This is a genomic window from Thermus parvatiensis, assembly GCF_001535545.1.
Lineage (GTDB): Bacteria > Deinococcota > Deinococci > Deinococcales > Thermaceae > Thermus > Thermus parvatiensis.
In genome coordinates, this window is sequence record NZ_CP014141.1 from 1,425,000 (window position 1) to 1,448,524 (window position 23,525).

A 23,525-nucleotide genomic window follows, 5' to 3' on the forward strand; every position below is an offset into this window, starting at 1 on the left:
GATGTTCGCCCTCTCCAAGCGCCTCACCGACGCCTTTAGCCTGCGCTTCGCCCGGGCGGTGCGGGAGACCTACCGGGAGGACGAGGCCTACGCCAGCACCCCCTTGGGCCGCCTCGCCCTCTACGCCTTTCTCCTCCTGCTCCTCCTCCTGCCCCTCCTCCTCGGCCCCTACCCCATGTACGTGGCCACCCTGGTGGCCATCGGGGCCCTCTCCGCCCTGGGCCTCCACCTCCTGGTGGGGGGCGCGGGGCAGATCTCCTTAGGCCACGCCGCCTTCATGGGGGTGGGGGCCTACGCGGCAAGCCACCTCACGGGCCCCCTCGCCCCCTTGGGGATCCTCCTCGGGGCGGGATCGCCGCCTTTTTGGGGCTTCTCCTCGGCCTCCCCTCCCTCCGCATCAAGGGGGTGTACCTGGCCATCGCCACCCTGGCCTTCCAGTTCCTGGCGGACTATGTCTTCAAGACCTGGGAGGCGGTCACGGGGGAATCCGGGGCCGGACCCTTCCTCCCCCGAGGTCCTGGGCCTCGTCCTGGACACCCCGGAGAAGCTCTGGTACCTGGTCCTCCTCTTCGCCCTCCCCCTCTTCTTCTACGGCAAGCGCCTCCTCATGACCCGCGCCGGGCGGGCCTTCCGGGCGGTGCGGGACAACGACCTCTCCGCCCGGGTGGCCGGGGTGGACCTCACCCGGACCAAGCTCCTCGCCTTCGCCCTCTCCGCCTTCTACGCCGGGGTGGCGGGGGGGCTTCTCGCCGGGCTCTACAAGGCGGTGACCCCGGAGTACTTTCCCCTCTCCGTGAGCATCCAGTACCTGGCCATGGTCATCGTGGGCGGGGCGGGGACGGTTTTGGGGGCGGTCTTGGGGGCCTTCTTCGTCCTCCTCATCCCCGAGGTGCTCAATAGCTTCGTGGGGGCCCTGGGCCCGGAGTACGCCGCCCAGCTCGCCGCCTGGCGCAACGTGGTCTTCGGCGGCCTCATCCTCCTCTTCCTGGTCCTCGAGCCCCTGGGCCTGGTCGGGCTTTGGGGGCGGGTGCGGGACTACTTCCGCACCTGGCCCCTGCCCTACTAGGGGGCGACCAAGGCCTTGGCGTAGGCCTTCTGGAGGAGCTTGCAGGGCCGCTTCACGTCCGCCAAGGCCGTGTAGATGTCGGAGTTGATGAGGAGCACCGCCTCCACTTGTCTGGGGTAGCGGAGGACGCAGGTGTGCTCCTCCGGGCCCGCCGAGGCGTAGAGGTCCCCGGGGTGCCATACCCGGGCCGTGGCCTCGTCCCCGGGGTAGGGCCCCTCCTGCCCCGCCAGCTACCAGCCCCAAAGCCGCAGGAGCATCTCCTCCCGCACCCCCTTGGGGAGGAGGACCTCGGTGTGCAGGGCGTAGACCAGAAGCTGGGCCAGCTCCAAGGCCGACATGCGAAGCCCCGAATGCCCACCGCAGGCGTCCGGGGACGGGGCGAAGCTTCGCCCGGCCACCTCCTCGTGGACGAAGTCGTAGGCCAGGGCCTCCCCCCTGGGGCCCGGGGTGCAGTCCACCCAGGAGAGGCCCGCAGGCTCCAGGAGCCACCTGGAGTCGTCCGCCCCCTGCCACTGGGAACAGGCGGCGAGGCCCAAGAAGGGCAGCCACAGGATCCTTTTCACCGTACTCACCCTACCTTTCCTGACGGCGCGGGAGCGGAAACCCAGAACGGCCTTCCTTGAGTCGGGATGGCTTAAGGGTACCCCCGCCCTGCCCAGGGAAAAGGGGGCCAAGGCACCTTTCGGGCTACCATGGAGGCATGGAAGGCATCCGGCGCGCGGCGCAGCGGGCCGTGGAAGAGTTTCTCCAGGCCTTCCCCATGGGGCCCGGGAGCCTCTTCGTCCTCGGGGGCTCCACCAGCGAGGTCCTGGGGGAGAGGGTGGGAACGAGGCCGAGCCTCGAGGCCGCCCACGCCCTCCTGGAAGGCCTCCTCCCGCCCCTCCTGGAAAGGGGGGTCCACGTGGCCGTCCAGGCCTGCGAGCACCTGAACCGGGCCCTGGTGGTGGAGCGGGAGACCGCCCGGGCCTTTGGCCTGGAGGAGGTCACCGTCTTCCCCCACCCCAAGGCGGGGGGGCCTTGGCCACGGCGGCCTTCCTGCGCTTTCAAGACCCCGTCATGGTGGAGTCCCTCAAGGCCCAGGCCCACGGGGGGATGGACATCGGAGGCGTCCTCATCGGCATGCACCTCCGCCCCGTGGCCGTGCCCCTGAGGCTTTCCGTGCGGAAGATCGGCGAGGCGGTGCTCCTCGCCGCCAAGACGAGGCCCAAGCTCGTGGGCGGGGCCCGCGCGGTCTACACGCGGGAGGAGATGCTCAAGAAGCTGGAAGAATTTCTTCCAAAACCTCCCTGAACATGGCGGCCACCCCCAGGGCCTCGTAGCGGTCGTAGGCCCCCATGAGGGAGAGGCGGAAGACCTTGCCCTTCAAGGGCCCCTGCCCCCGGCGATGACGGCCCCCCTTTGGGCGAAGGCCTCCTTCACCCGGGCGTAGGGCACCCCTTCCGGCAGGTAGAAGGCGGCCACGGCGGGGCTAAACCGCTTGGGGACGGGCCTAAGGCCCCCTCCTCCCCCACCCCGTAGAGGAGGGCGTTCTGCCAGGCCTTGAGGGCGAGGTGCTCCTCCAGGCGGGGAAGGACCTCCTCGAGGACGGCCGCCACCGCCAACACCAGGTTGATGGCCGGGGTCCAGGCGCTCTCCCCCTCCTTTTGGGCCTTGAGCTCCCGGGCGAGGTCCAGGTAGTAGCCCCTGGGCTTCAGGCGCTCTAGGGCCCTGGGGGAGAGGGCCACGAAGCCGAGGCCCGGGGGGCACATGAGGCCCTTCTGGCTTCCCGAGGCCGCGGCGTCCACGCCCATGGCCTCGAGGGCCACCTCCCCCACCAGGAGGCTCGTCACCATGTCCGCCCCCACGAGGCCCTCGGGGTTCTTCTCCTTGAAGGCCCGGGCCAAAGCGGGAAGGTCGGCGAGGGCCCCGGTGGAGGTCTCCGAGTGGACCAGAAGAAGCCCCGCGTACCCCTCCTTGGCCACGTCCTCGGGGCGGGGGGTGTCCCCGTAGGGGTAGTCCAGGCGCTCCACAACCAGCCCCGCCTCCAGGGCGATCTCGTAGAAGCGCTCGGAAAACTTGCCGTAGACCGGCACCAAGACCCTTTCCCCGGGGGCGAAGAGGTTCTTCACCAAGGCCTCCATGGCCAGGGTGCCGCTTCCCGTGAGGATCAGGACCTCCCCCTCGGTGCGGAAGGCCTGCCTCAGGAGCCCCCTCGCCTTCAGGAACACCTCCCGGGCGGCCTCGGTGCGGTGGTGGAGCTGGGGCCGGGCCAGGGCCTCCAAGGCCTTGGGGTGCAGGCGCACGGGTCCTGGGGTGAGGAGCCAGTCCATGGGAGAAGTGTAGCGGAAAGGGGGCCCGGACGGGGTAGCCTAGGCGTGTGCGCTACGCCCTCCGCTTCCGCCCCCTCGCCAGCGGGGAGTACCTCCTCCCCCTGCCCCAAACCCTCCCGGGGCAGGAGGTGGGGGAGGTCTTCCTCTCCCACAAGCCCCTCGAGGTCTACGAGGCCCAAGGCAACCTCCTCGCCCGCTTCGCCCTGGAGGAAGGCGAGGCCCTGGAGGCCCGCTTCCGCCTCCGCACCACCCCCCTTCAGGCCAAGCCCTCCTGGCGGGAAGCCCTCCTCCGGGAGCCCCCGAGGCCTGGCCCGGGATCCTGGCCCACCGGGGCCACCGGGTGGAGCGCGCCTTAGGCTTCCTCCTCTCCGGCAGGCCCCATACCTGGTTTCTGGTGGACGGCCTTCCCCTAGACCCCCTCCTCTTCCAGGCCCTAAGGGAAAACCCCGCCCTCCTCCTTCCCCTGGGGGTGGCCCCGGACCCCAGGAGCTACCTGGGCGGGCACGAGGGAAAAAGGCTCCTCCTCCTCAAAACCCCCTGGCCCGGGGAAGAGGAACCCCTCTGGGGCGAGCTCAAGCCCCTGGGCCTAGACCCCCTGCCCCCGGCCCGGGCCCTGGCCTTTCTGAGCCTCGGGGCCTCCGCCCTGGGCCTTTCCACCGGGCCCTGGCCCTACCTCCCCTACCTCGCCCTCCTCGCCCTGAGGCAGGGCCCCGCCCTCAAGGACCTCCTACGGCAAAGCCCCCGCCACGCCCTGGAAAGCCTCCTCTTCCACGCCTTCGCCCTCTCCGTGACCACGGAGGTCAGGCCCGAGCTCGGCCTCGCCTACCTGGGCCTCCTCTTCTGGAACCGGACCCGCCCCCGTGGCGGGAAGGCCCCCACCTCGGGTAAAATGCCGGGGAACCCCCGATGGGCCAAAGGCGCTCAAAGCGCGGGGTTCGCGTGGAGGTACCGCATGGCCAAGGTCAGGCTGGAACACGTGTGGAAGCGCTTCGGCAAGGTGGTGGCGGTCAAGGACTTCAACCTGGAAACGGAGGACGGGGAGTTCGTGGTCTTCGTGGGCCCCTCGGGCTGCGGCAAGACCACCACCCTCCGCATGATCGCCGGGCTGGAGGAGATCTCCGAGGGCAACATCTACATCGGCGACCGCCTGGTGAACGACGTCCCCCCAAGGACCGGGACATCGCCATGGTCTTCCAGAACTACGCCCTCTACCCCCACATGAACGTCTACGAGAACATGGCCTTCGGGCTCCGCCTCCGACGCTACCCCAAGGACGAGATTGACCGGCGAGTCAAGGAGGCCGCCCGCATCCTCAAGATTGAGCACCTCCTCAACCGCAAGCCCCGGGAGCTCTCGGGCGGGCAGCGCCAGCGGGTGGCCATGGGGCGGGCCATCGTGCGGGAACCCAAGGTCTTCCTCATGGACGAGCCCCTCTCCAACCTGGACGCCAAGCTCCGCGTGGAGATGCGGGCCGAGATCGCCAAGCTGCAAAGGCGCCTCGGGGTGACCACCATCTACGTGACCCACGACCAGGTGGAGGCCATGACCTTGGGGCACCGCATCGTGGTCATGAAGGACGGGGAGATCCAGCAGGTGGACACCCCCCTGAACCTCTACGACTTCCCCGCCAACCGCTTCGTGGCCGGCTTCATCGGCAGCCCCTCCATGAACTTCGTCCGCGCCGGGGTGGAGGTCCAGGGGGAGAAGGTCTACCTCGTGGCCCCCGGCTTCCGCATCCGGGCGAACGCCGTGCTGGGAAGCGCCCTGAAGCCCTACGCCGGGAAGGAGGTGTGGCTTGGCGTCCGGCCCGAGCACTTAGGCCTCAAGGGGTACACGACGATCCCCGAGGAGGAGAACGTCCTCCGGGGCGAGGTGGAGGTGGTGGAGCCCCTGGGGCGGAGACGGAGATCCACGTGGCGGTGAACGGCACCCTCCTCGTGGCCAAGGTGGACGGCCACGCCCCCGTGAAGCCCGGGGACAAGGTGGAGCTCCTCGCCGACACCCAAAGGCTCCACGCCTTTGACCTGGAAACCGACAAGACCATCGGCCACGCCCAAGAGAAGGCGGCAGTGGCCCGCTAGGCTGGATGGCCCTAGGGCGGGGAGAGGCCTCCCCGCCCCTTATCATGGAGGGGTGAGCGGGTTTGCCAAGCCCTTCGTCATCGGCATCGCCGGCGGCTCGGCCAGCGGCAAGACCACCCTGGCCCGGGCCTTGGCCCAAGCCCTGGGGAAACGGGTGGCCCTCCTCCCCATGGACCATTACTACCGGGACCTCTCCCACCTGCCCTTTTCCGAACGCCTCCGGATGAACTACGACCACCCGGAGGCCTTTGACCTTGGCCTTTACCTAACGCACGCCCGAACCCTTCTCGCCGGGCAGGCGGTGGAGATGCCCCTTTACGACTTCAAGGCCTACACGCGTAGCCCAGCCACCGAGCGGGTCCTCCCTGCTCCGGTGGTGGTCCTCGAGGGCATCCTCGCCCTCTACCCGAGGAGCTCCGGGACCTCATGGACCTCAAGGTCTTCGTGGACGCCGACGCCGACGAGCGCTTCATCCGCAGGCTCAAGCGGGACGTCCTGGAAAGGGGCAGGAGCCTGGAAGGGGTGGTGGCCCAGTACCTGGAGCAGGTCAAGCCCATGCACCTCCACTTCGTGGAGCCCACCAAGCGGTACGCCGACGTGATCGTGCCGAGGGGCGGCCAGAACCCCGTGGCCCTGGAGATGCTCGCGGCCAAGGCCCTCGCCCGCCTGGCCCGGATGGGGGCAGCGTGAGGGCCTTCCTCCACCTCCTCCTCTTCCTCGCCCTCCTCCCCTCCCTCTTCGCCCTCGCGCCGAGGCTCCGCGCCCAGGCCCCGGGGCCCGTGGCCCTGGTCCTGGACGCGGAGGCGGTGCGGGAGGAGGCGCGGGCGCGGGGCGAGGACCTCATGGCGGCCCTCGCCCGCTACCAGGCCCTCGGGGTGAACGGCGTCGCCTTCCCCGAGCGCCTGGTGCGGGACTGGGTAGGGGAAGGGGTCCTCCTCTACCGCCAAGGGCGGGAGCTCGTGGAGATGGGGCTTTCCGCGAGGCCCGGCTGGCACTACCTGAAGGGGGACCCGGCCCTCCTCGCCCTCCTAGAGCGGGCCTACGACCTGCCCTCAGAAAGGCTTGGGGAGTGGCTGGGCTTTCCCGTGGACGTCCAGGCCCTCCCCGCCTTCTACAACCTGGAAGAACTCCGTCAGGCCAAGGCCATGGGCCTCTACGTGATGGTCCGGCCCCTGAACCACAGGCTCCGCCGCCTCGAGGCGGGCCTGCCCCTGGTCCCGAAGGAGGCGGACGCCGTGGTCTTCCAGGGCCTCGAGGCCCTGGGCTACCCCTACCGCCTCGGGGAGGCCAAGGCCCTCGTCCCCGTCCCCGTGGCCCTCATTGAGGGCACGCCCCAGGCGGGGCTAGGGGCCTTCCGGGACAAGGGGATCCTCAGGCTCTTCAGCCTCCGCTACGAGTGGCTCCTCACCCTGAAGCCCGAGGAAGCGGCGGAGAAGTACGGCCTCGCCGCCCGGGAGCGAAGCCACCAGATCCTCTACCTCCGGCCCTACCCCTACCCCGAGGACACCGCCCGCCTCCTAAAGAGGCTCCAGGAGGAGCTCAAGGCGAGCGGCCTCCCCTTGGGGGCGCCGAGCCCGCGGGCGCTCGCCCCAAGCCCCCTGAGGTACGCCGCCTGGGTGGGGGTGCTGGCGGGGCTTGGGCTTTTGGCCTTGGGGCTTCCCGTGTACGGGCCCCTGGTGGCCTTCCTCCTCCTCCTCTTCGCCTTGGGCTACGCGGGGAGCCAGGCGGGGCCTTTGCTCGCCGCCCTGGTCTTCCCCGTCCTCGGCTTCCTGGGCCCGAGGAACGGGCTTTGGATGTGGGCGAGAAGCCTGGGCTACGCCCTTTTGGGCGCGGTCTTCCTCTCCGCCTTGGGCTCCACGGAGGAGGCCATCGCCGGCCTCGCCCCCTTCAAGGGGGTCTCCCTCACCCTCCTCGTGCCCCCCTCCTCGTGGCCTACAGCTTCCTGGAAAAAAACTTCAAGGAGGCCCTCACCCGCCTCTTCCTCCACCCCGTCCGCCTGGGGGAGGTGGCCCTGGGGGGCTTGCCCTGGGGCTTTTGGCCCTCGCCCTCCTTCGCCGCGGCAACGACGCCCCCATCGTCCCCGAGCTGGAGCTCAAGCTTAGGGCCCTCCTCCAGGACGTCATGGTCCGCCCCCGGTTCAAGGAGGTCTTCGGCCACGCCCTCTTCCCCCTGGCCCTCCTCCTCCCCTGGCCCCGCTGGGTGCAAAACGGCCTCCTCTTCCTCGCCTCCTTGGGCATCGCCTCCATCCTCAACACCTTCAGCCACTACCACACCCCCCTCCCCATCTCCTTCTTCCGGGTGCTGAACGGCGCCCTCCTCGGCCTTTCCCTCGGGCTTGTCGGGGTTATCCTGGTAAGGAGGCTTAGGGCATGGTGGTCGGCGTAGCGGGGTACTACGGGTTCAGGAACGCCGGGGACGAGGCGATCCTCGAGGCCATCGCCCGGGAGCTCAAGGCCCGCGGCCACGAGGTGGTGGCCCTCTCCGGCGACCCCAAAAGGACCCGCGAGGACCACGGCCTCAAGGCCTACCACCGCCTGAACCCCCTGGCCCTCCTCCGGGCGGACCTCTGGCTCCTCGGAGGAGGGGGGCTTCTGCAGGACGCCACCAGCGCCCTAAGCCTCACCTACTACCTCTCCGTGCTCCGCCTCGCCCGCCTCTTCCGCAAGCGGGTCGTGGTCTTCAACCAGTCCCTGGGCCCCCTCTCCCCCTGGGGGGAGAGGCGGGTGCAAAAGGCCCTCAAGGGCGTGCCGGTGATCCTCAGGGACCAGGACTCCCTGGAGTACGCCCGGCGCCTGGGGATCCCCGCCGCCCTCGGGGCCGACCCCGCCCTCCTCCTCCCGCCGCCCCCCGTGCCGCGGGAGGAGGACCTCGTCCTCGTCATCCCCCGGGCGGGGGTGCGGGAGGAGGCCCTCACGACCCTCTACGTGGCCGCCAACCACCTGGTCCACGAGGGGAAGCAGGTCCTCGTCCTCCTCCTCCAGCCCGGCTACGACGACGAGGTGGCCGAGGTCTTCCGCCTCCACCGCATAGAGCGCACCTCCGACCCCCGCCGCCTCCTCTACCTCGCGGCCCAGGCGGGGTACGTGATCTCCATGCGCCTCCACGGCCTAATCCTGGCCGCGGCCGCGGGCACCCCCTTCGCCGCCCTCTCCTACGACCCCAAGGTGGCCGCCTTCGCCAAGGAGACGGGGGCCTACTACCAAGAGCTCCCCGGGGAGCCCATCAAGCTCTACAAGGCCGCCCTTTACGGCCGCTTCCCCGACTGGGAGAAGGTGGCCCGGCTGAAGGAGCGGGCGCGGAAAAGCTTTGACCTGGCGCTGGGGGAGGGCGTCCCCATCAAAGGCTCCGGGCGCGGCTGAGGCGGCCCGCAAGCCCCTCGGCGAAGGCCCTGAGGTCCTCCAGGGCCTCCTCCACGCTTTGGCGGAGCAAGAACTCCCCGGGGGAGAGGCGCTTGAGGAGGAGGAAGGGCGGCTGGGCGAGGACCTCCACCCCCTGGCGGACCACCTCGGGGACGAGGCCTTCCTCCAGGGCCTCCGCCTCGAGGTCCGCGAGGAGGAAGACCTCCCCGAGGGGCTTGCGGGCAAGGAGCAGGAGGAGGGCGGCGAAGGCCCCCCGCTCGGAAAGCTCCGCCGCCAGCCGGTCCTCCAGGGCCTCCACCGCCTCGAGGTCCACCCGGCCCTCCTTGAGGAGGTCCTCCAGGTCCCAGGGGGTGAGGGGGAACCGCCCCTTGAGGCGGGCGAGGCGGGTCAGGGCCTCGGGGGAGACGAAGCCCACCCCCTCCGGAACCCGGTCCCGCTGGGACTCCGGGGCGAGGAGGGCGGTGTAGGCCCCCTGGAGACGGTAGGGCCTGAGGCGCTCCACCTCCCCCTCGCCCAGGCGGAGGAGGACGAGGGTGAGCCGCCGCCTCCCGGAAAAAGCCCGGTAGACCCAAGGCGGTCCCCCCTCCAGCTGGAAGCCGAGCCTCCTGAGGTCCTCCGTGGCCCCCGGGGGCTCCAGGGGCTCGTGGGGGAAAAGCACCTCCTTGGGGTAAGGGGCGACCCGGACCCGGCGTTTCTGGGGCTCGGGAGGGGGGGAGGTCTCCTCCGGCCTGGCCTCCCGCTCCCGGGCCGGGGACCTCTGGCCCGGCCTCGGGGCCGCCTTAAGCTCCACCTCCTCCCCCCGGAAGAGGAGGAGGACGGTCTCGTTGGCCGAGAGGCGGCGCTTCTGGTAGTAGGGGCCGAGGCCCCTAAGGACCCCGGCCTTCCAGTCCACCTCCACCGTGTAGGCCTCGCCGTCCTCGTCCACAAAGCGCACCTGCTCCCGCCCGAGGAGGCGCTGGCGGAGGGATACGGTCAAGGCCATGGTGCCATTCTGGATACAGGCGCTGGTGAGCACATACCGCGCGGTCATACTACCTCCCGAGCTCCCAAAGCGTGCGGGGACGGCCCGATGTAAGCATATAGTACACCTCGTGCACCACGGCGAGGGTGCGCTCCACGTCCTCGAGGGCCCGGTGGCAGGTCCTTCGGGGAAGCTCCAGGACCTCGGAGAGGGCGTCCAGGCCGTAGCGCCTAAGGCCTGGTAAGCCCCGTCTGGCCAGGCGCAGGGAGTCCACCACGGGGTTTTCCAGGCGGTAGCCCAGGCCCTCGAGGGCGGGGCGGAGGAAGCCCAGGTCAAAGGCGGCGTTGTGGATCACCAAGGTGGCGTTGGCGAGAAGGGGGTAGGCCTTCTCCAGGACCTCTTCCAGGGAAGGGGCCTCCTCCAGGGCCTCCCGGGGGATGCCGGTGAGGCGCTGCACGAAAGGGCTTGGCGGGCGGGAGGGGCGGACGAGGCTCTGGAAGGGGAGGCGCCTTCCCCCTCCAGGCGGAGGAGGCCCACCTCGATCACCTCGTCCAGGCCCGGGGCGAGCCCCGTGGTCTCCAGGTCCAGAACCACCACCGCCTCCCCCTCCTGGGGAAAGGGGTAGCGCCACTCCCAAAGCCCCACCGCCTCCTCCAGGAGGAACCTCCCGTCCAGAAGGGGCCGTACCACCCGCTCCACAGGGCCGCGAAGCCCCAGGGCCTCCCCCAGGGCAGGGAGGGGAAGGGGGCGCCCGGCCTCCCTGAGCCTGCGGGCGAGCCGGGTGGCCATGCGGTAGCGGAAGGCGGCCTCCATCAGAGGGCCTCCCCCAAGGGGGCCCTGAGGTGGGCCCGGGCCGTAGCCTCCTCAAAGGCGAGGGCCGCCCGAAGAAGCCGCTCGTCCTCCCCCAAGGGGCGAGGAGTTGGAGGCCCACGGGCAGGGGCCCCTCAAACCCCGCGGGGAAGGAGAGGGCGGGAAGGCCGGTGAGGTTTGCCCCCACGGTGTAGAGGTCCTCCCGGTACATGGAAAGGGGGTCGCGCCGGGCCCCGAAGGGGAAGGCGGGGTGGGGGGTGGTGGGGAGGAGAAGGAGGTCCACTTCCTGAAAGAGGGCCTGGGCCTCGGCCTTGAGGCGGCGGCGGAAGGCCTGGGCGCGGCCGTAGTAGGCCTCGTAGTAGCCGCTGGAGAGGACGAAGGTGCCCACGAGGACGCGCCTTTTGACCTCGAGGCCAAAGAGGGCCCGGGTGGCCTCCATCATCCCCTCCACCTCCTCCCCCTCCGCCCGCCGCCCGTAAAGGGTTCCGTCGTAGCGGGCCAGGTTGGAACTTGCCTCCGCCGGGGCCAGGATGTAGTAGGCGGCGAGGGCCTGGGGGAGGGAAGGCCAGGAAACCTCGCGCACGGAAAGGCCAAGCCCCCGGAAGACCTTAAGGGCCTCCTCCAGGGCCCTTTCCACCCCGGGGCTATTCCCCGCAAGGGCCTCCCGCACCACCCCGAGGCGCAGGGGGGGAAGGGGCCCCTCCAGGGCCTCCTGGAAGCGGGGGGGAAGGTCCAGGCTCGTGGCGTCCAGGGGGTCGGGCCCCGCCATGGCGTCCATGAGGAGGGCGAGGTCCCGCACAGAGCGGGCCATGGGGCCGATCTGGTCCAGGCTCGAGGCGTAGGCGATGAGGCCGAAGCGGCTCACCCGGCCGTAGGTGGGCTTGAGGCCGTAGACGCCGCAGAAGGCGGCGGGCTGCCGGACGCTTCCCCCCGTGTCCGAGCCCAGGGCGAGGGGGGCAAGGTCGGCGGCCACCGCCGCGGCACTTCCCCCGCTGGAACCCCCAGGGACCCTCTCCGGGTCAAAGGGGTTCTTGGTGGGAAAGAAGGCGGAGTGCTCCGTGGAGGAGCCCATACCGAACTCGTCCAGGTTGGTCTTCCCCAGGACGAGGGCGCCCAGGGCCCTAAGCCTCGCCACCGCGGTGGCCTCGTAGGGGGGCACGAAGTTCTCCAGGAGGCGGCTTCCTGCCGTGGTGCGGAGGCCCCGGGTGGCGATGTTGTCCTTCACCGCCACCACGAGGCCCGCCAGGGGAAGCCCGGGGGCCACCTTCTCCGCCTCCTCCAAAAGCCCCTCGTTCAGGGAGAGGAAGGCGCCGAGGCCCGGGTCCAACTCCTGGACCCGCTTCAGGTAGGCCTGGGCCACCTCCAGGGGGGAGACCTCCCCCGGGCCACGCGGGCGCGGATCTCGTGGGCCAGCATGCCCCCACTATAGCCCGAAGTGGAGGCGAAGCCAGTCCCGGAAGCCCACATAGGCCTCCTCGCCCCCCCGGGGCAGGTAGACCACGTCCCCGGGCTCGTGGCGGAACCAGGTGTACTGCCTTTTGGCGTAAGCCTTCACCGCCTGGATGTCCCTGAGGAGAGCCTCCTCCAGGGAGTACTCCCCTCGGAGGTAGCCCACCACCTCCTTGTAGCCGATGGCCTGGAGGGCGGTGGGCATCCTGGGGTAGCGGGCAAGGAGCCCCCGCACCTCCTCCACGAGCCCCCGGGCGAACTGGGCCTTGGCCCTTTCCTCCAGCCTCGGGAAAAGCCAGGCCCGGTCGGGCCAGAGGACGAGCTTCTTGTAGCGGAAGCGGGGGGGCCTTTTGGGAAACCGGGCCGGGGGGGTTCCGGTGCGCCTTAAAACCTCCAGGGCCCGAACGAGCCTCCGAGGGTTTCTCCCCACCCGGCGGGCATCCTCGGGGCTCGCCCGGGCCAGCTCGGCGAGGAGGGCCTCGAGGCCCCGCTCCTCAAGCTCCGCCCACAAGGCCTCCTGAACCCCGGAATCCGGCGGGGGAAGGTCGTGAAGCCCCTCGGAGAGGGCGCGGATGTAGTAGCCCGTCCCCCCACCACCAAGGGGAGCCTCCCCCGGGAAAGGACATGGGCGATGGCCTCCTCGGCCAAGGCGAGGAAGCGGGCCACGCTCATGGCCTCGTCGGGCTCGAGGACGTCCACCAGGTGGTGGGGCACCCGGGCCCTTTCCTCGGGCGTGGGCTTGTCCGTGCCGATGTCCAGGCCCCGGTAGACCATGGTGGCGTCGGCGGAGACCACCTCCACGGGGACCTCCTCCCCCAGGCGGAGGGCCAGGAGGGTCTTGCCGCTTCCCGTGGGGCCCGCGAGGACGGGGATCGCCTCCACGTCCCTTATGCTAAGGGCATGCTGGAGCGCCGCGACCGCTTGGAAACCTTAAGAAAGCTGAAGGAACTGCAGGAGCGCATCGCCGAGCTCGCCTACCTCCTCACCGGGGAGGAGCCCGCCGCCTGGACCCCCGGGGTGGACCTCCTGGAAACCGAGGAGCACTACGTCCTTCTCGTGGACCTCCCCGGGGTGCGCCCCGAGGACCTGGAGCTTCTGGAGGAGGGGCAGCGGGTAACCCTGGCCGGGGTGCGCCACCCCCTGCCCGGCACCTACCTCTTGGAGGAGAGGCCCATGGGCACCTTCCGCCGCACCCTGGACCTCCCCGGGCCCATTGAGGAGGGGACGGCCCAGGCCACCTTGCGGAACGGGGTCTTGGAGGTCCGCTTCCGCAAGAAGCCGGCCACAGCCCTCCCCCTAAAGGAGGCGTAGCACCCGGTCGTCCCCGGGGCGCACCTGGCCCCTCCCGTCCCGGTTGGAGGTGGTGACGTAGAGGGCGTGATCGGGGCCGAGCTGCACCTCCCTAAGGCGGCCGAAGCCGGAAAGGGCGGTCTCCACCCGCGAAACCCGCCAGCGGCCCCGCTCCCCCTCGAGGACGAGGCGCAAGAGGGCCTGCCCCCGGAGGCCCGCCACGTAGAGGTCCCCCCGGAAAAAGGCGAGGTTTCCCGGAGGGAAACCTTGGGGCCAGACGTAGAGCGGGTCCCGGTACCGGGGGTCGTTCCCCCGCCCCACCACCCTCGGCCAGCCGTAGTTCCCCCCGGGGACGATCAGGTTTACCTCGTCGTGGCCAAAGCCCTGCTCCCCGCTCGGCCCGTGCTCGCTGGAGAAAAGCTCCCCCGTCTTGGGGTGCCAGGCAAGCCCTTGGGGGTTGCGGTGGCCCAGGCTATACACCTCGGGCCTCGCCCCCCTTCGCCCCAGGAAGGGGTTTCCCGGGGCGGGCTCCCCTTCCGGGGTGAGGCGGAGGATCTTCCCCCCTAAGGAGGCGAGGTCCTGGGCGAGCTCCCGCTCGTAGACCTCCCCCGTGGTCACGTAGAGCATGCCATCGGGGCCAAAGGCGATGCGCCCCCCCGAGTGGAGGCCGTGGGGCCGGGCGGGGATCCCGTCCAGGACCACCCGGTCCAAGACCCCCGTTTCCCCTTGGTGCCTCAGGCGCACCACCTGGTTCCTCAAGCCCCCTCCGCCACGGTGCGGTAGGCGTAGACGTAAGGCTCCCGGGGAAACCGGGGATGGAGGGCGAGGCCCAAAAGCCCAGACTCCCCCCGGTGGTAGACGGGAAGCTCGGCGTAGGTGGAAAGCCTGTCCTCCCTAAAGAGCCGGATCCTGCCGGGCCTCTCCGAGATGAGCATCCCCCCGTCCGGCAGGAAGGCCAAGGCCCAGGGGACCTCGAGGCCCCCCACCACCTCCTCCGCCCTTAAGCCTTGGCCCCGGGCAAGGCCCAGGCCGAGAAGCCCCGCGAGAAAGCGCCTCCGGTCCATGCTCTACCTCCCTTCCTCCTCAAGGTAGCCCAAAAGGCGCACCTCCGTCCGGGAAAGCCCCGGCTACGCCTTTAGGTCCAGGATCACCTTCACCGCCTGGCCCGAGGCCAATAGCTGGAAGGCCTCCTGGTAGCGGCTTAGGGGCAGGCGGTGGGTGATGAGGGGGCTTAGGTCCACCCTCCCCGAGTAGACCAAGGCGGTGCCCTGCATCCAGGTCTGCCAAAGCCTTCTTCCGGCGATGCCGAAGGCGGTGATCCCCCGCATCACGAGCTCCCCGGCGAGGTCAAAGCGGATGGGATCGGAAGGGATCCCCAAAATCCTCGCCTCTCCCCCAGGGATAAGGGCCATGAGGCCCTGGTGGATGGCGCTTTCGTTCCCGGAAAACTCCAAGAGCACCTCCACCCCGCTTCCCGTCACCTCGCGCACCACCTCCAGGAGGTCCTCCTCCAGGGGATTGATGAGGCGGTCGGCGTAGGGCTTGGCGAAGGCCAGGCGGTAGGGGTTCGGGTCAGAGACGAGGATGGGCCCCGCCCCGCTCGCCCGGGCCACCATGGCCGCCATGAGGCCGATGGGACCCGCCCCCGTGATGAGGACGCTTTTCCCCGAGACCCCGCTTCCCGCATAGACGGTGTGCACGGCGTTGCCGAAGGGCTCCAGGATGGCCGCCACCTCAAAGGGGAGGTCCTTGGGGTTCACCCAGGCGTTCTCCGCCGGCACCACCACGTACTCAGCGAAGCCCCCGTCCCGGTCCACGCCCAGGATCTTGGTGTTGAGGCAGACGTGGTAGTTCCCCGTGCGGCAGGCGGGGCAGGCGTGGCAGACCACATGGCTTTCCAGGCTCACGTGGTCCCCCACCTGAGGGCACTTCACCCCGGGGCCCACGGCCTCCACCACCCCGCTGAACTCGTGCCCGGTGACGAGAGGGGGCCGGATCCTCCCCCGGGCCCAGGCGTCCCACTTCCAGATGTGAAGGTCGGTGCCGCAGATGCTCGCCGCCTCCACCCGCACCAAAACCTCCCCCGGGCCCGGCTCGGGCACGGGGCGGTCCACCAGGGTTAGGCCCTCCTCCGGGGCCAGCTTGGCCAAAGCGCGCATACCGGCGCCATGCTACCACCGGTAGGCCGCGCCCACGCTGAAGCGGGTGTCGTCCCCCGTCTCCAGGGTGAGGGTCAGGGAAAGGGCGTCGGTGAGGTCGTAGCCCAGGCCGAAGGCCAGGCGGGAAAGGACCCCCTGCCCGAAGGAGGAGGAGAGGGTGAAGGTGATCCCGTCTGCCCGGTACTCGGCGGCGAAGGTCTGCTCCCCCCGCAGGTCTACCTGGTACCCCAGAAAGAGCTCCGGGGTCAGGTACTTGCCCACGGAAAAGCGGGTCTCCTCCAGACTCCCCCCTGGATGGCGGGCACCTCCACCTGGAACCGGTCCAGCCCCAAGGCCCGGGAAAGCTCCCGCTCCAGCTGGCCCAGGACCAGGTTCTCCAGCGCCGCTCCCAGGGCCACCTGGGGGAAGACCTCCCCCAGGCGGCTCGCATCCGGGGTGCCGAGGACGAGGAGGGCGTAGATCTCCGCCTGGGAAAGCGGGGGGGTGGAGGAGAAGGTGGGCTCCAGCCGCACCTTGACGCGCCCGTTCTCCCGGAGGAACTCCCCGTCCACCGCAAGGCCCACCTGATACCCCCGGACCTCCGCCCGGGCCGCGAGGGCGAACCGGGGCAGGATCCCCCGGTCGGGGCTGAAGTAGAGGCGGCTTTGCCCCGGGTCCAGGGAGAAGAGGGCGTCCCAAAGGCGGAAGCTTCCCCAGAGGGGCCAGACCTCACCGGAGAGGTAGGGGTCCCCGTACGTGCCCCCGAGGTAGAGGTCCCCAGCCAGCTCCCCCTGGGCCAGGCTCTCCTGCACCAGGACCCCCCGCTCCGCGTAGAGGTGGACCCGGTCAAAGACGAGGGGGACCTTGGCCCCGCCCCCTTCCTGGGCCGCCACCCCCTCCTCCCCCAGGCGGCGCACCGCCTCCTCGGGGAAGGCGAGCCGGGCCCGCACCACCTGGGCCTCCCCGGTGAGGTGGTAGGTGCCACCCTCCTCGTAGAGGAAGAAGCTCTTTACGTCCAGGAGGCCCTCCTGCAGGTAGTACTGGGGGTAGTAGAGGGGAAGCTTGCCGTAGCCGGCGAGGCGCAAGGGGAAGAGGGTCCCCTGGGCCAGGGCCTCCCCGAGGCGCACCTCCACCCCGTAACCGGGGTAGCGCAGAACCGCCTCCAGAGGAGTGTCCTCCTTTAGGCCCGGGAGGGAGGCCGCCCCCGTAGCGGTCACGCGGAAGGCCCGGAGGTCCCCCTCGAGGCCGAGCCGTGCCCTCCCCGAAAAAGGGGCCTCCAGCACCACCTCTCCCTGGGCCTCCGCCCCGCCGTTCAGGGCGAGGAGACCCTGGGAGAGGTAGCCCGCCACGGGCCCCAGGCGGAAGCGGAAGCCCTGAAGCTCCAGGCGGAACCCCTGGCCGGCGAGCCGGAAGACCAGGGTCCCCGAGCCCTCGGGCCTATAGGGCTTGAGGGCAGGCACCACCTGGAGGACGGGGGTGAAAACCGTGTCCCGCAGGGCGAGGTAGAGGTCGCTTCCCTCGGGGCTCCAGTAGCCCCTCCCCTCCCAGGTCCCCTTCCCCGTGAGGCGGAGGGCGTCCACCAGGAGGCGGCCCCCCTCGAGGCGGAAGGCCGCCCGGCCCTGGAGCTCGTCCCCGCCCCCCACGAAGCGGAGGCTTTCCCCCACCAGCACCCCCTCTCCCCGCAAGGGATCCCCGAGGGGAAGCCGCAGGCGCAAAACCCCCGTCCAATAGGCCTCCCCCTCCAAGGGCCCCGCCACCGCGGCGAGGAGGAGGTGGAGGGGAAAGGCGCGGGGAGCGGCGAAGAGGTCCAGCCTTTCCCCCTCCAGGTCCACCCGGAAGGCCGTCTCCCCAAGGCGCCCCTCCCCCCGGGCAAGCCCCGCCCCCAGGTCGCCGGAGAAGCTGAAGGGTAGGGCGGTCCCCGCCGCCTCCACCCGCCCCGAGAGGGCGCCCTGGGCCTTCAGGCCCTCCAGGTGAAGCCTCCCCGAAACCCTCCCCTTGAGGTGGGGGACGTACCGGGCCACGAACTCCTCCAAAGCGGCCTCCTCCAGAACGAGGTCCCCGCGCAGGGGAAGAAGCCTTCCCTCCACGAGGACCCGGCCGCCCCCGGCCTCCAAGACCCCCTCCACCCCGTAGCCCTCCCCGCCCACCCGGCCCCGGAAGCGGCCCTCCAGGGGCGGGAGGGGGAGGTCCACCCGAAGGTCCCCGCCCGCCGGGTAGGTGAGGCGCCCCGAGGCGTAGGGTCCTTCCGCCTCGAGGGCCGCCTCCAGGAGGCGTCCCGTGAGGGTAAGGCGCTGGGGCCCGGCGGCGTAAGCGAGCCGGTAGGCCCCCGAGAGGTCCACCTCCCCCTCCAGCCTCCCCGCCCCCGCCGTCCACCAGGGGTAGGCGGGGTGGTTCCCCGAGACGGCCACCCGATCCCCCTTTCCCTCGAGGGCCAGGGCGAAGCCGTGGACGCCGAGGACGAGCCTCCCCTCCACCTTCCCCCCGGCGTAGCGCAAGGCCCCCTCCCCTTCCGGGCTCGTGAGGGTGAGGGCAAGGGCCTTCAGGTCCACCTCCCCCTCCAGGGGAAGGCCGAGGCCCGGAAGGCGGTAGGCGAGGCGGAGGCTCCCCCCCTCCCCCCAGGCCTCCACCCCCTCCGGGACCAGGCGGGAAAGGAGCCGCGCCCTGCCCCCGGCCTCCCGCGCCCCAAGGTCCAGCCAAAGCCCCCCCACCTGAAGCCTGGGCCAGAGGAGGCGCACCGCCTCCCCCAAGACCTCCCCCTCAAGCTCCGGGACCCCCTGCCCCGAGAGGGCCACCCACCCCTCCCGGAAGGCGAGCCTCCCCGTCCAGTCCCCCTTCCAGGCCACCTCCCCCTCGAGGTCCCCAAAGAAGGTGAGGCGGAGCCCCTCGGCGCCGAACCTCCCCGAAATCCGGGCCTCGCGGCCGAAGACGGCAAGCCGCCCCGACCCCGAAACCTCCCCCCAGGCCCCCTCTACCCGTCCAAAGAGGGCAAGGGGCCCGTAGCGGAACCCCTCCAGGACCAGGGCCACCCTTTCCGGCCCCACCTCTCCCCTCACCCCTTCCCCGGAAAGGCCCACCCGGAACCCGGGAAGCCCCTCCAAGGCCAAGACCACCTCCCCGTAGCGGTACGTCCCGGAAAGCCAGGCCCCGGGGTAGACGCCCTCTGCGCGAAGCTCCCCGAGGCCCAAGGGAAGCGCCCCGGCGTACCGGTAGGCGAGGCGGAAGGGATGGAGGTCAAGCCGCCCCACCAGGGGCAGGCCCTCCCCCTCCAGGTCCAGGCCCAGCCCCCGCCCCGAAAGCCGCACCTCCCCGTAGGGGGTGGAAAGCCGCCCCTCCCCCACGACCTCCCCAAGGTACCCCTCGGGCGCGGCGTACCGGTAGCCTCCCGCGAAGGCCAGCCCCCCGTAGGCGAGCCTTCCCGAGGCCTCCAGGGCGAGGCCGGAACAGGCCCCCAAGGGGGCGGGGAGGCAGAACCTCCCCGTCCACGCCCCTTCCCAGGCCCCCTCCCCTTGGAGGAGGAAGCGCCCCTCCCCCAGGTCCACCTCGCCCCCAAGGCCCCCCCCGGGAAGGGGGTAGCGGAGGGCAAACCGCCCTGAAAGCCCTTCCCCGTACCGGGCCTCCCCGAAGAGGTGGGGGCCGGCGAAGCGGAGGGAAAGGCCCTCCGCCCAAAGCACCTCCAGCCGCTCCCCGTAGGCCTCCCCCTGAAGCTCGGCCCGGAGGGGCCAAAGCCAAGCCTGCCCCGAAAGCCTCCCCTCCTCCCCCTCCAGGGTGAGGGCGATGGGGGCCTCCAGGGGCCCCTCCCCCCGGGCCTTCAGACGCAGGGGAAGCCCGAAAGGGGTGAGGTCCTGGTCCACCTCCAGGGCGAGCCGTCCTTCCTCCAGGACGAGCCCCACCCCCTCCGCCTCCGCCCGGAGGACGAGGCCAGCGAGGTCCGGGGTCCCGCCCCGGTAGCGGTAGGTGAAGCGGAAGGGGATCTCCGCCCCCTCGCCCCGAAGGACCCCGCCCCCCACGAGGTCCAGCCGGGGCAGGTCCCCCTGGAAGCGGGCCGAGGCCGTGAGGCGGGCCTTCCCCAGGGACCGGGCGAAGGCGGCTTCCCCCTCCAGGGCGAGGCCCGAAAGCCGGGCTTCGGCCTGAAGCCCTTCCCCCCAAAGCCTAAGGGTCAAAGGCCCGTCCCCCTCCCCCTCCAGGCGGAGGCCCCGGCCAACGGCGGAAAACCCCCCGCGGTACCCCTCGGGACCGTAGGCCAGGTCCGCCCGCACCTCTAGGCCCAGGACCTCCCCCTCGCCCCGGAGGGCGAGGGCAAGCCCCTCCCCGTAGGCCGCCCGGAGGGCCAGGGGCGCCTCCCAGGAAAGCTCCGCCTTGAGCCCCTCTCCCACAAGGCGGAAAGGCCCCTCCTGCCGGAGGTAGGCGAGGCTTCGGAGGCGCCCCCAAAGCTCGTAGCGGCTCCCCGCAACGCGGAAGCGCCCTTCCCCCTCGGCGTAGGCCGAGGCGTGCGCCACCCGGCCCTCCCCCCGGAGGGCGGCCAGGTCCAGGCGGGCCTCGGCCCAGGTGGTCCCCAGGCCCTCCGGGGCGAAGCGGGCCTCCAGGGCCACCTCCCTCCAGGGCCCCGCGAAGGAGAGCTCCAGGCCCCGGTAGCCCAGCCGCCCCGAAACCTCCTCCCCCAAGCGGAGCCTTCCCTCCCCGGAAAGCCCGAGGAGACCCTTAAAGTCCCCTCCCCGCCAGTCCCAGGAAAGCCCCGCCTCCCGCCCCGGGAGGAGGAGGGTGAGGGTCGTGCCCCGGTAACGGGCCTCGAGGGGCTCCCCAAGGAGGCGAAGCCTGGCCTCCCCTTCGCCCTCCCCCGAGAGGGCGAGCCTTCCCCGCGCCTCCCCGGCGAGGGGGAGGCCGAAGGCTTGGGCCAGGGGGGCCACCTCGGCGAGGGCGAGGCGCACCGTCTCCTTCTCCAGGGCCACCTCTCCCCCGGCGTAGCGGACCTCGAGGAAGGGTCCCTCCCCGTAGCCTCCCCGGAAGGCGAAGGGAAGCTCCCCGTAGACCCCCTCCCCCGCGCCCTCCAGGCGGAGCCCCTCCCCCTGGAAGCTTCCCCACACCTCCCCCGCCTTCCCGAGGAAGGCGAAGGGAAGCCGGAAGCTTCCCCTGTACCCCGCCCCCTCCCCCTCGAGGGCAAGGGGACCTTGGAGCCGGTAGCGGACCCCGTCCGCCACCTCCACCTCGCCCTGGAAGGGCAAGGGCTCCAGGTAAGGCACCCGGGCCTTCCCCGCAAGCCGGAAGCGGAGGGCCCCCCAAGGGCCTCCCCCCTCCCCTTCCCCCTCCACGGCCACCCCGCCCGCCCGGTAGCGGCCGGAAAAGCGCAAGGAAAGCCCCTCCGGAAAGACCTCCCCTTCCCCCTCCAGGTAGGGGCCTTTCAGGAAGAGGCGGGCCCGGAGGAGGGCCGTCCCCTCCAGGACCGCCTGGCCGTAAGGGGTTTCCACCCGAAGCCTCCCCCCCTCGAGGCCCCAGTCCCCCCAAAGCCTTGCGGGAAGCCCGAAGGGGCGAGGTCGTACCCCCGGGCGGAGAGGTTGAGGGCGAGGCCCTCCCCGTACCCCCCGGCGAGGGCGAGGCCCGGCGCCTCTCCCGTAAAGCGCAAGGCCTTTCCCTTCCCGGAAAGCTCCAGGGCGAGGCCCGCCCGGGGAAGGGCGGCCTCGCCCCGGTAGGCGAGGGCAAAGAGGTCCGCCTCCCCCTTAAGGGTCCAGGGGCCGAGGGCCGGGAGGTCCCCCGACCCCTCCAAGGCGAGCCCCCGCCAGGCCCCCGCGCCCCGCAGGGCGCCGAAGGGGGTGGAGAGGGCCACCGACCCTCCTTCCAGGTCCCCCTGGGCCCGAAGCCGCCCCTCCACCCCCCGGTAGCGGAAGGGGAGGTCCAAAAGGAAGGGGTAGCGCCCCGAAAGCTCCACCCGCCCCACCCCGGGAAGCTCCAGGGCCTCCCGGGTGAGCCGGAAGGCGAGGGGCGGGGTGGCGAGCCCCTCGGGCCAAGGAGGGAGGATGCGGCCGGAGAGGGCGAGCCCCGGAAAGACCTCCCCCTCCCCCTCCACGGGGCCGGAGAGGGCGAGGAGAAGCCGCCCCCCCTCCCCCCAGAGCCTTCCCCGAAGCCCCAGGGGGCCCTCCAGGGAGGCCCACCCCGAGAACCCCTCCCCGTAGGCCAGGTCCGCCCGGAGCCGGAACCCCCCAAGCGCCGCCTCCCCCGCAAGCCTCAGGGCCTCCCGGTAAGTGAGGCGCAGCCCCCCGGCGAGGAGGCGCAGGCCCGCCTCGGGGTCGTAGGCCCCGGAAAGGGGGAGGGTTCCCAGGGGGGTGGAAAGCCGCCCCTCCAGGTCCGCCCCGAGGCCCCTAAGCCGAGCCCGGGCCTCGAGGGCGCGCCCCTCCAGGCGCAAGGCCCCAGAAAGCGCCCCCTCCCGGTAGACCGCCTCCCCGTAAAGGCGGGCCTCTTCCAGAAGGCGGAGGGGAAGCCCCTCAAGCCTCAGGGCGAAGACGCCTCCCCGGTAGCTCCCCTCCCCGTAGGGGCTTTCCAGGAAAAAGGCTCCCTCCCCCTGCCGCACCCGGACCGGAAAGGCGGCGTAGGGGGAAGTGTAGCGGAGGTCGGCGAGAAGCCGCCCCCCCTCAAGCCTCCCCTCCCCCTCCACCTGCCCCACGAGGAGGGGCGTGGGCCGGAGGCGGAGAGCGAGGTCGCCCCAGGTGCCGGAGAAGGCCAAGGGGCCCAGCCGGCCGGAAACCTTCTCCCCCTCCCCCACCGCTTCCCCAAAGAGGTCCAAGGGGGGGAAGAGGGGAAGGCGGGCCCCTGGGCCCTCCACGACCACCCGGTAGCGGCTCCCCTCCCCCTGGAAGCGCACCGCGGCGAGGCCCTCGAGGGGCTTGGGCCAGGCCGCCCGCCCCTCCCCTTCGTACCGCCCCCCTTCCCCAAGGAGGGCGAGGGCGCTCCCCAGGCTGTCCCGGTAGCGGCCCCAGTAGCGGCCGCCTTCAAGCCCCGCCTCCAGGGTGTAGGTGCGGTCAAAAAGCCGGCCCTCCACCAGCGCCTCCAGGGCGAAAACCTTGCGGAAGGAGAGGGTGCCCTGGTGGCGGAAGGGCTCCCCTAAAAGCCTTCCCTCCCCTTGGAAGGCCCCCTGGAGGCGCAGGGCCTCCCACCCCTCCCCCTCCAGGACAAGGCGGCCATCCCCCTCCACGGGCAGGGCGAGGCCGTAGTGGAGGGCGAGGGCCCTCAGGCTCGGCCTCCCCTCCACAAGGAAGCGGTAGCGGGGGGCCTTAAGGTCCACCTCCGCGGTGGCCGCCACGGGCCCCTCGAGGCCCCGCCCCCGGAGGCGGGCCTCCACCCGGCCCCCCTCCAGGCGGAGGGTCCCCTCCACCCCTTCAAGGGGGAAGCCCACCACCTCCACCGCCCCTTCCCGCACCCAGGCCTCCCCGGAAACCCCTTGGGGCCCAAGCCGCAAGGTGCCAGAAAGCCTCCCTCCCTTAAGCCCCTCGTAGAAGAAGGAAAGCCCCCGCACCTCCCCGGCGAAGCCCACCTCCCAGGCGGTAAGGTCCGGGGAAAGGGCGCGGGCCTCCCCCTGGAAGCTCCCCCCGGGGAGCCGGGCCAGGAAGCGGTAGGGGTTCTCCCCGAGGAGGGTGAGGCGGAGGGGAGGGAGGAAGAGGCGCTCCCCTCGGGGAAGCTCCACGGCCACGTCCTCGAGGCGGAGGCTCCGAAAGAGGAGCCGGAAGGCGGGGGGCGGGCCTCCCCCCTCGGGCACCAGGGCCTCCCAGGTGGGGCGCACCACGGCCTTCCTGAGGGTCAAGGAAAGGGGGAGCTCCCGCCGGAAAAGGCCCAGGAGGTCGTAGGCGAGGTCCACCTCCTCCGCCTCCAGGGCGAGGCCTTGGCCCTCCAGGCGCACCCCCTTCAGGCGCAGGCCCCAAAGGAGGTGCCCCCGCACCTCCCGCACCTCCCCCCGGAAGCCCAGGAGGGCAAGCCCGCCCTCCACCGCCCCCTTAAGCAGGGGCGGAAAGCCGAGGAGGAGGGCGAGACCCAAAAGCCCGAGGAAAAGACCCCACCCCCACCGCATCCCCTTCAGGAT

At 71.5% G+C, this 23,525-nt stretch carries 8 protein-coding genes and 11 pseudogenes; 10 read left to right on the top strand and 9 right to left on the bottom strand.

All coding sequences use genetic code 11. The features are described from left to right. The first annotated feature begins 1 nt into the window (after window position 1). Window positions 2-1,066: pseudogene (locus AV541_RS07765) on the top strand (branched-chain amino acid ABC transporter permease). 230 nt (window positions 1,067-1,296) lie between these two features. Here the strand turns inward: AV541_RS07765 and AV541_RS12555 are convergent. Beyond that, the gene (locus tag AV541_RS12555; RefSeq protein WP_244880502.1) at window positions 1,297-1,629 is read right to left on the bottom strand and encodes a hypothetical protein; all 333 of its coding nucleotides are present in this window, start codon (window positions 1,627-1,629) and stop codon (window positions 1,297-1,299) included. A 197-nt stretch (window positions 1,630-1,826) separates the two neighbouring features. Here AV541_RS12555 and AV541_RS07775 point away from each other — a divergent pair. After that, window positions 1,827-2,356 (top strand): annotated as a pseudogene (locus tag AV541_RS07775) (TIGR01440 family protein). Here the strand turns inward: AV541_RS07775 and AV541_RS07780 are convergent. Then, a pseudogene (locus AV541_RS07780) lies at window positions 2,319-3,375 on the bottom strand (pyridoxal-phosphate-dependent aminotransferase family protein). The pseudogenes AV541_RS07775 and AV541_RS07780 sit on opposite strands and share 38 nt — an antisense overlap. A 47-nt stretch (window positions 3,376-3,422) precedes the next feature. On the opposite strand from AV541_RS07780, the gene AV541_RS12560 reads away from it, so the two are divergent. The 7 genes and pseudogenes from AV541_RS12560 to csaB all read left to right on the top strand — a co-directional run bounded on the left by AV541_RS12560 (window position 3,423) and on the right by csaB (window position 8,815). After that, entirely contained in the window at window positions 3,423-3,731 is a 309-nt protein-coding gene (locus AV541_RS12560) for a hypothetical protein (RefSeq protein WP_244880503.1), read from the top strand. A 596-nt stretch (window positions 3,732-4,327) separates the two neighbouring features. Further along, a pseudogene (locus tag AV541_RS12565) lies at window positions 4,328-4,749 on the top strand (ABC transporter ATP-binding protein); the annotation flags it as partial. A gap of 291 nt (window positions 4,750-5,040) precedes the next feature. Further along, window positions 5,041-5,298 (top strand): hypothetical protein, encoded by a 258-nt coding sequence (locus AV541_RS12570; RefSeq protein WP_244880658.1) that lies wholly within the window; start codon window positions 5,041-5,043, stop codon window positions 5,296-5,298. Further along, complete coding sequence (locus tag AV541_RS12575) at window positions 5,289-5,456, top strand: hypothetical protein (protein WP_244880504.1); 168 nt, start codon at window positions 5,289-5,291, stop codon at window positions 5,454-5,456. The genes AV541_RS12570 and AV541_RS12575 overlap by 10 nt, the downstream gene beginning before the upstream one ends. A 52-nt stretch (window positions 5,457-5,508) precedes the next feature. Beyond that, window positions 5,509-6,146: pseudogene (gene udk / locus AV541_RS07795) on the top strand (uridine kinase). After that, window positions 6,143-7,841 (top strand): annotated as a pseudogene (locus AV541_RS07800) (DUF5693 family protein). The pseudogenes udk and AV541_RS07800 overlap by 4 nt, the downstream one beginning before the upstream one ends. Beyond that, window positions 7,826-8,815, top strand: coding sequence for a polysaccharide pyruvyl transferase CsaB (gene csaB, locus AV541_RS07805; RefSeq protein ID WP_008631915.1), 990 nt, complete (start codon window positions 7,826-7,828; stop codon window positions 8,813-8,815). Before AV541_RS07800 ends, csaB begins: the two are co-directional and overlap by 16 nt. Here the strand turns inward: csaB and AV541_RS07810 are convergent. The 4 genes and pseudogenes from AV541_RS07810 to miaA form a co-directional block, all read right to left on the bottom strand. Beyond that, entirely contained in the window at window positions 8,793-9,845 is a 1,053-nt protein-coding gene (locus AV541_RS07810) for a hypothetical protein (protein WP_060384636.1), read from the bottom strand. The genes csaB and AV541_RS07810 overlap by 23 nt on opposite strands. 1 nt (window position 9,846) lies before the next feature. Continuing rightward, window positions 9,847-10,589 (bottom strand): annotated as a pseudogene (locus AV541_RS11690) (3'-5' exonuclease). Further along, window positions 10,589-12,002: pseudogene (gene gatA / locus AV541_RS11695) on the bottom strand (Asp-tRNA(Asn)/Glu-tRNA(Gln) amidotransferase subunit GatA). Before gatA ends, AV541_RS11690 begins: the two co-directional pseudogenes overlap by 1 nt. 7 nt (window positions 12,003-12,009) lie before the next feature. After that, window positions 12,010-12,917, bottom strand: a pseudogene (gene miaA / locus AV541_RS07825) (tRNA (adenosine(37)-N6)-dimethylallyltransferase MiaA). Between the two features lie 18 nt (window positions 12,918-12,935). Between miaA and AV541_RS07830 the strand changes: the two are divergent. Beyond that, the gene (locus AV541_RS07830; protein ID WP_060384637.1) at window positions 12,936-13,346 is read left to right on the top strand and encodes an Hsp20/alpha crystallin family protein; all 411 of its coding nucleotides are present in this window, start codon (window positions 12,936-12,938) and stop codon (window positions 13,344-13,346) included. Here AV541_RS07830 and AV541_RS07835 read toward each other — a convergent pair. The 3 genes and pseudogenes from AV541_RS07835 to AV541_RS13155 all read right to left on the bottom strand — a co-directional run bounded on the left by AV541_RS07835 (window position 13,332) and on the right by AV541_RS13155 (window position 23,513). Then, window positions 13,332-14,389, bottom strand: a pseudogene (locus AV541_RS07835) (PQQ-dependent sugar dehydrogenase). The gene AV541_RS07830 and the pseudogene AV541_RS07835 sit on opposite strands and share 15 nt — an antisense overlap. A gap of 63 nt (window positions 14,390-14,452) precedes the next feature. After that, the gene (gene tdh / locus AV541_RS07840) at window positions 14,453-15,484 is read right to left on the bottom strand and encodes an L-threonine 3-dehydrogenase (RefSeq protein WP_060384638.1); all 1,032 of its coding nucleotides are present in this window, start codon (window positions 15,482-15,484) and stop codon (window positions 14,453-14,455) included. 12 nt (window positions 15,485-15,496) lie between these two features. Further along, a pseudogene (locus tag AV541_RS13155) lies at window positions 15,497-23,513 on the bottom strand (translocation/assembly module TamB domain-containing protein). Window positions 23,514-23,525 lie beyond the last annotated feature (12 nt).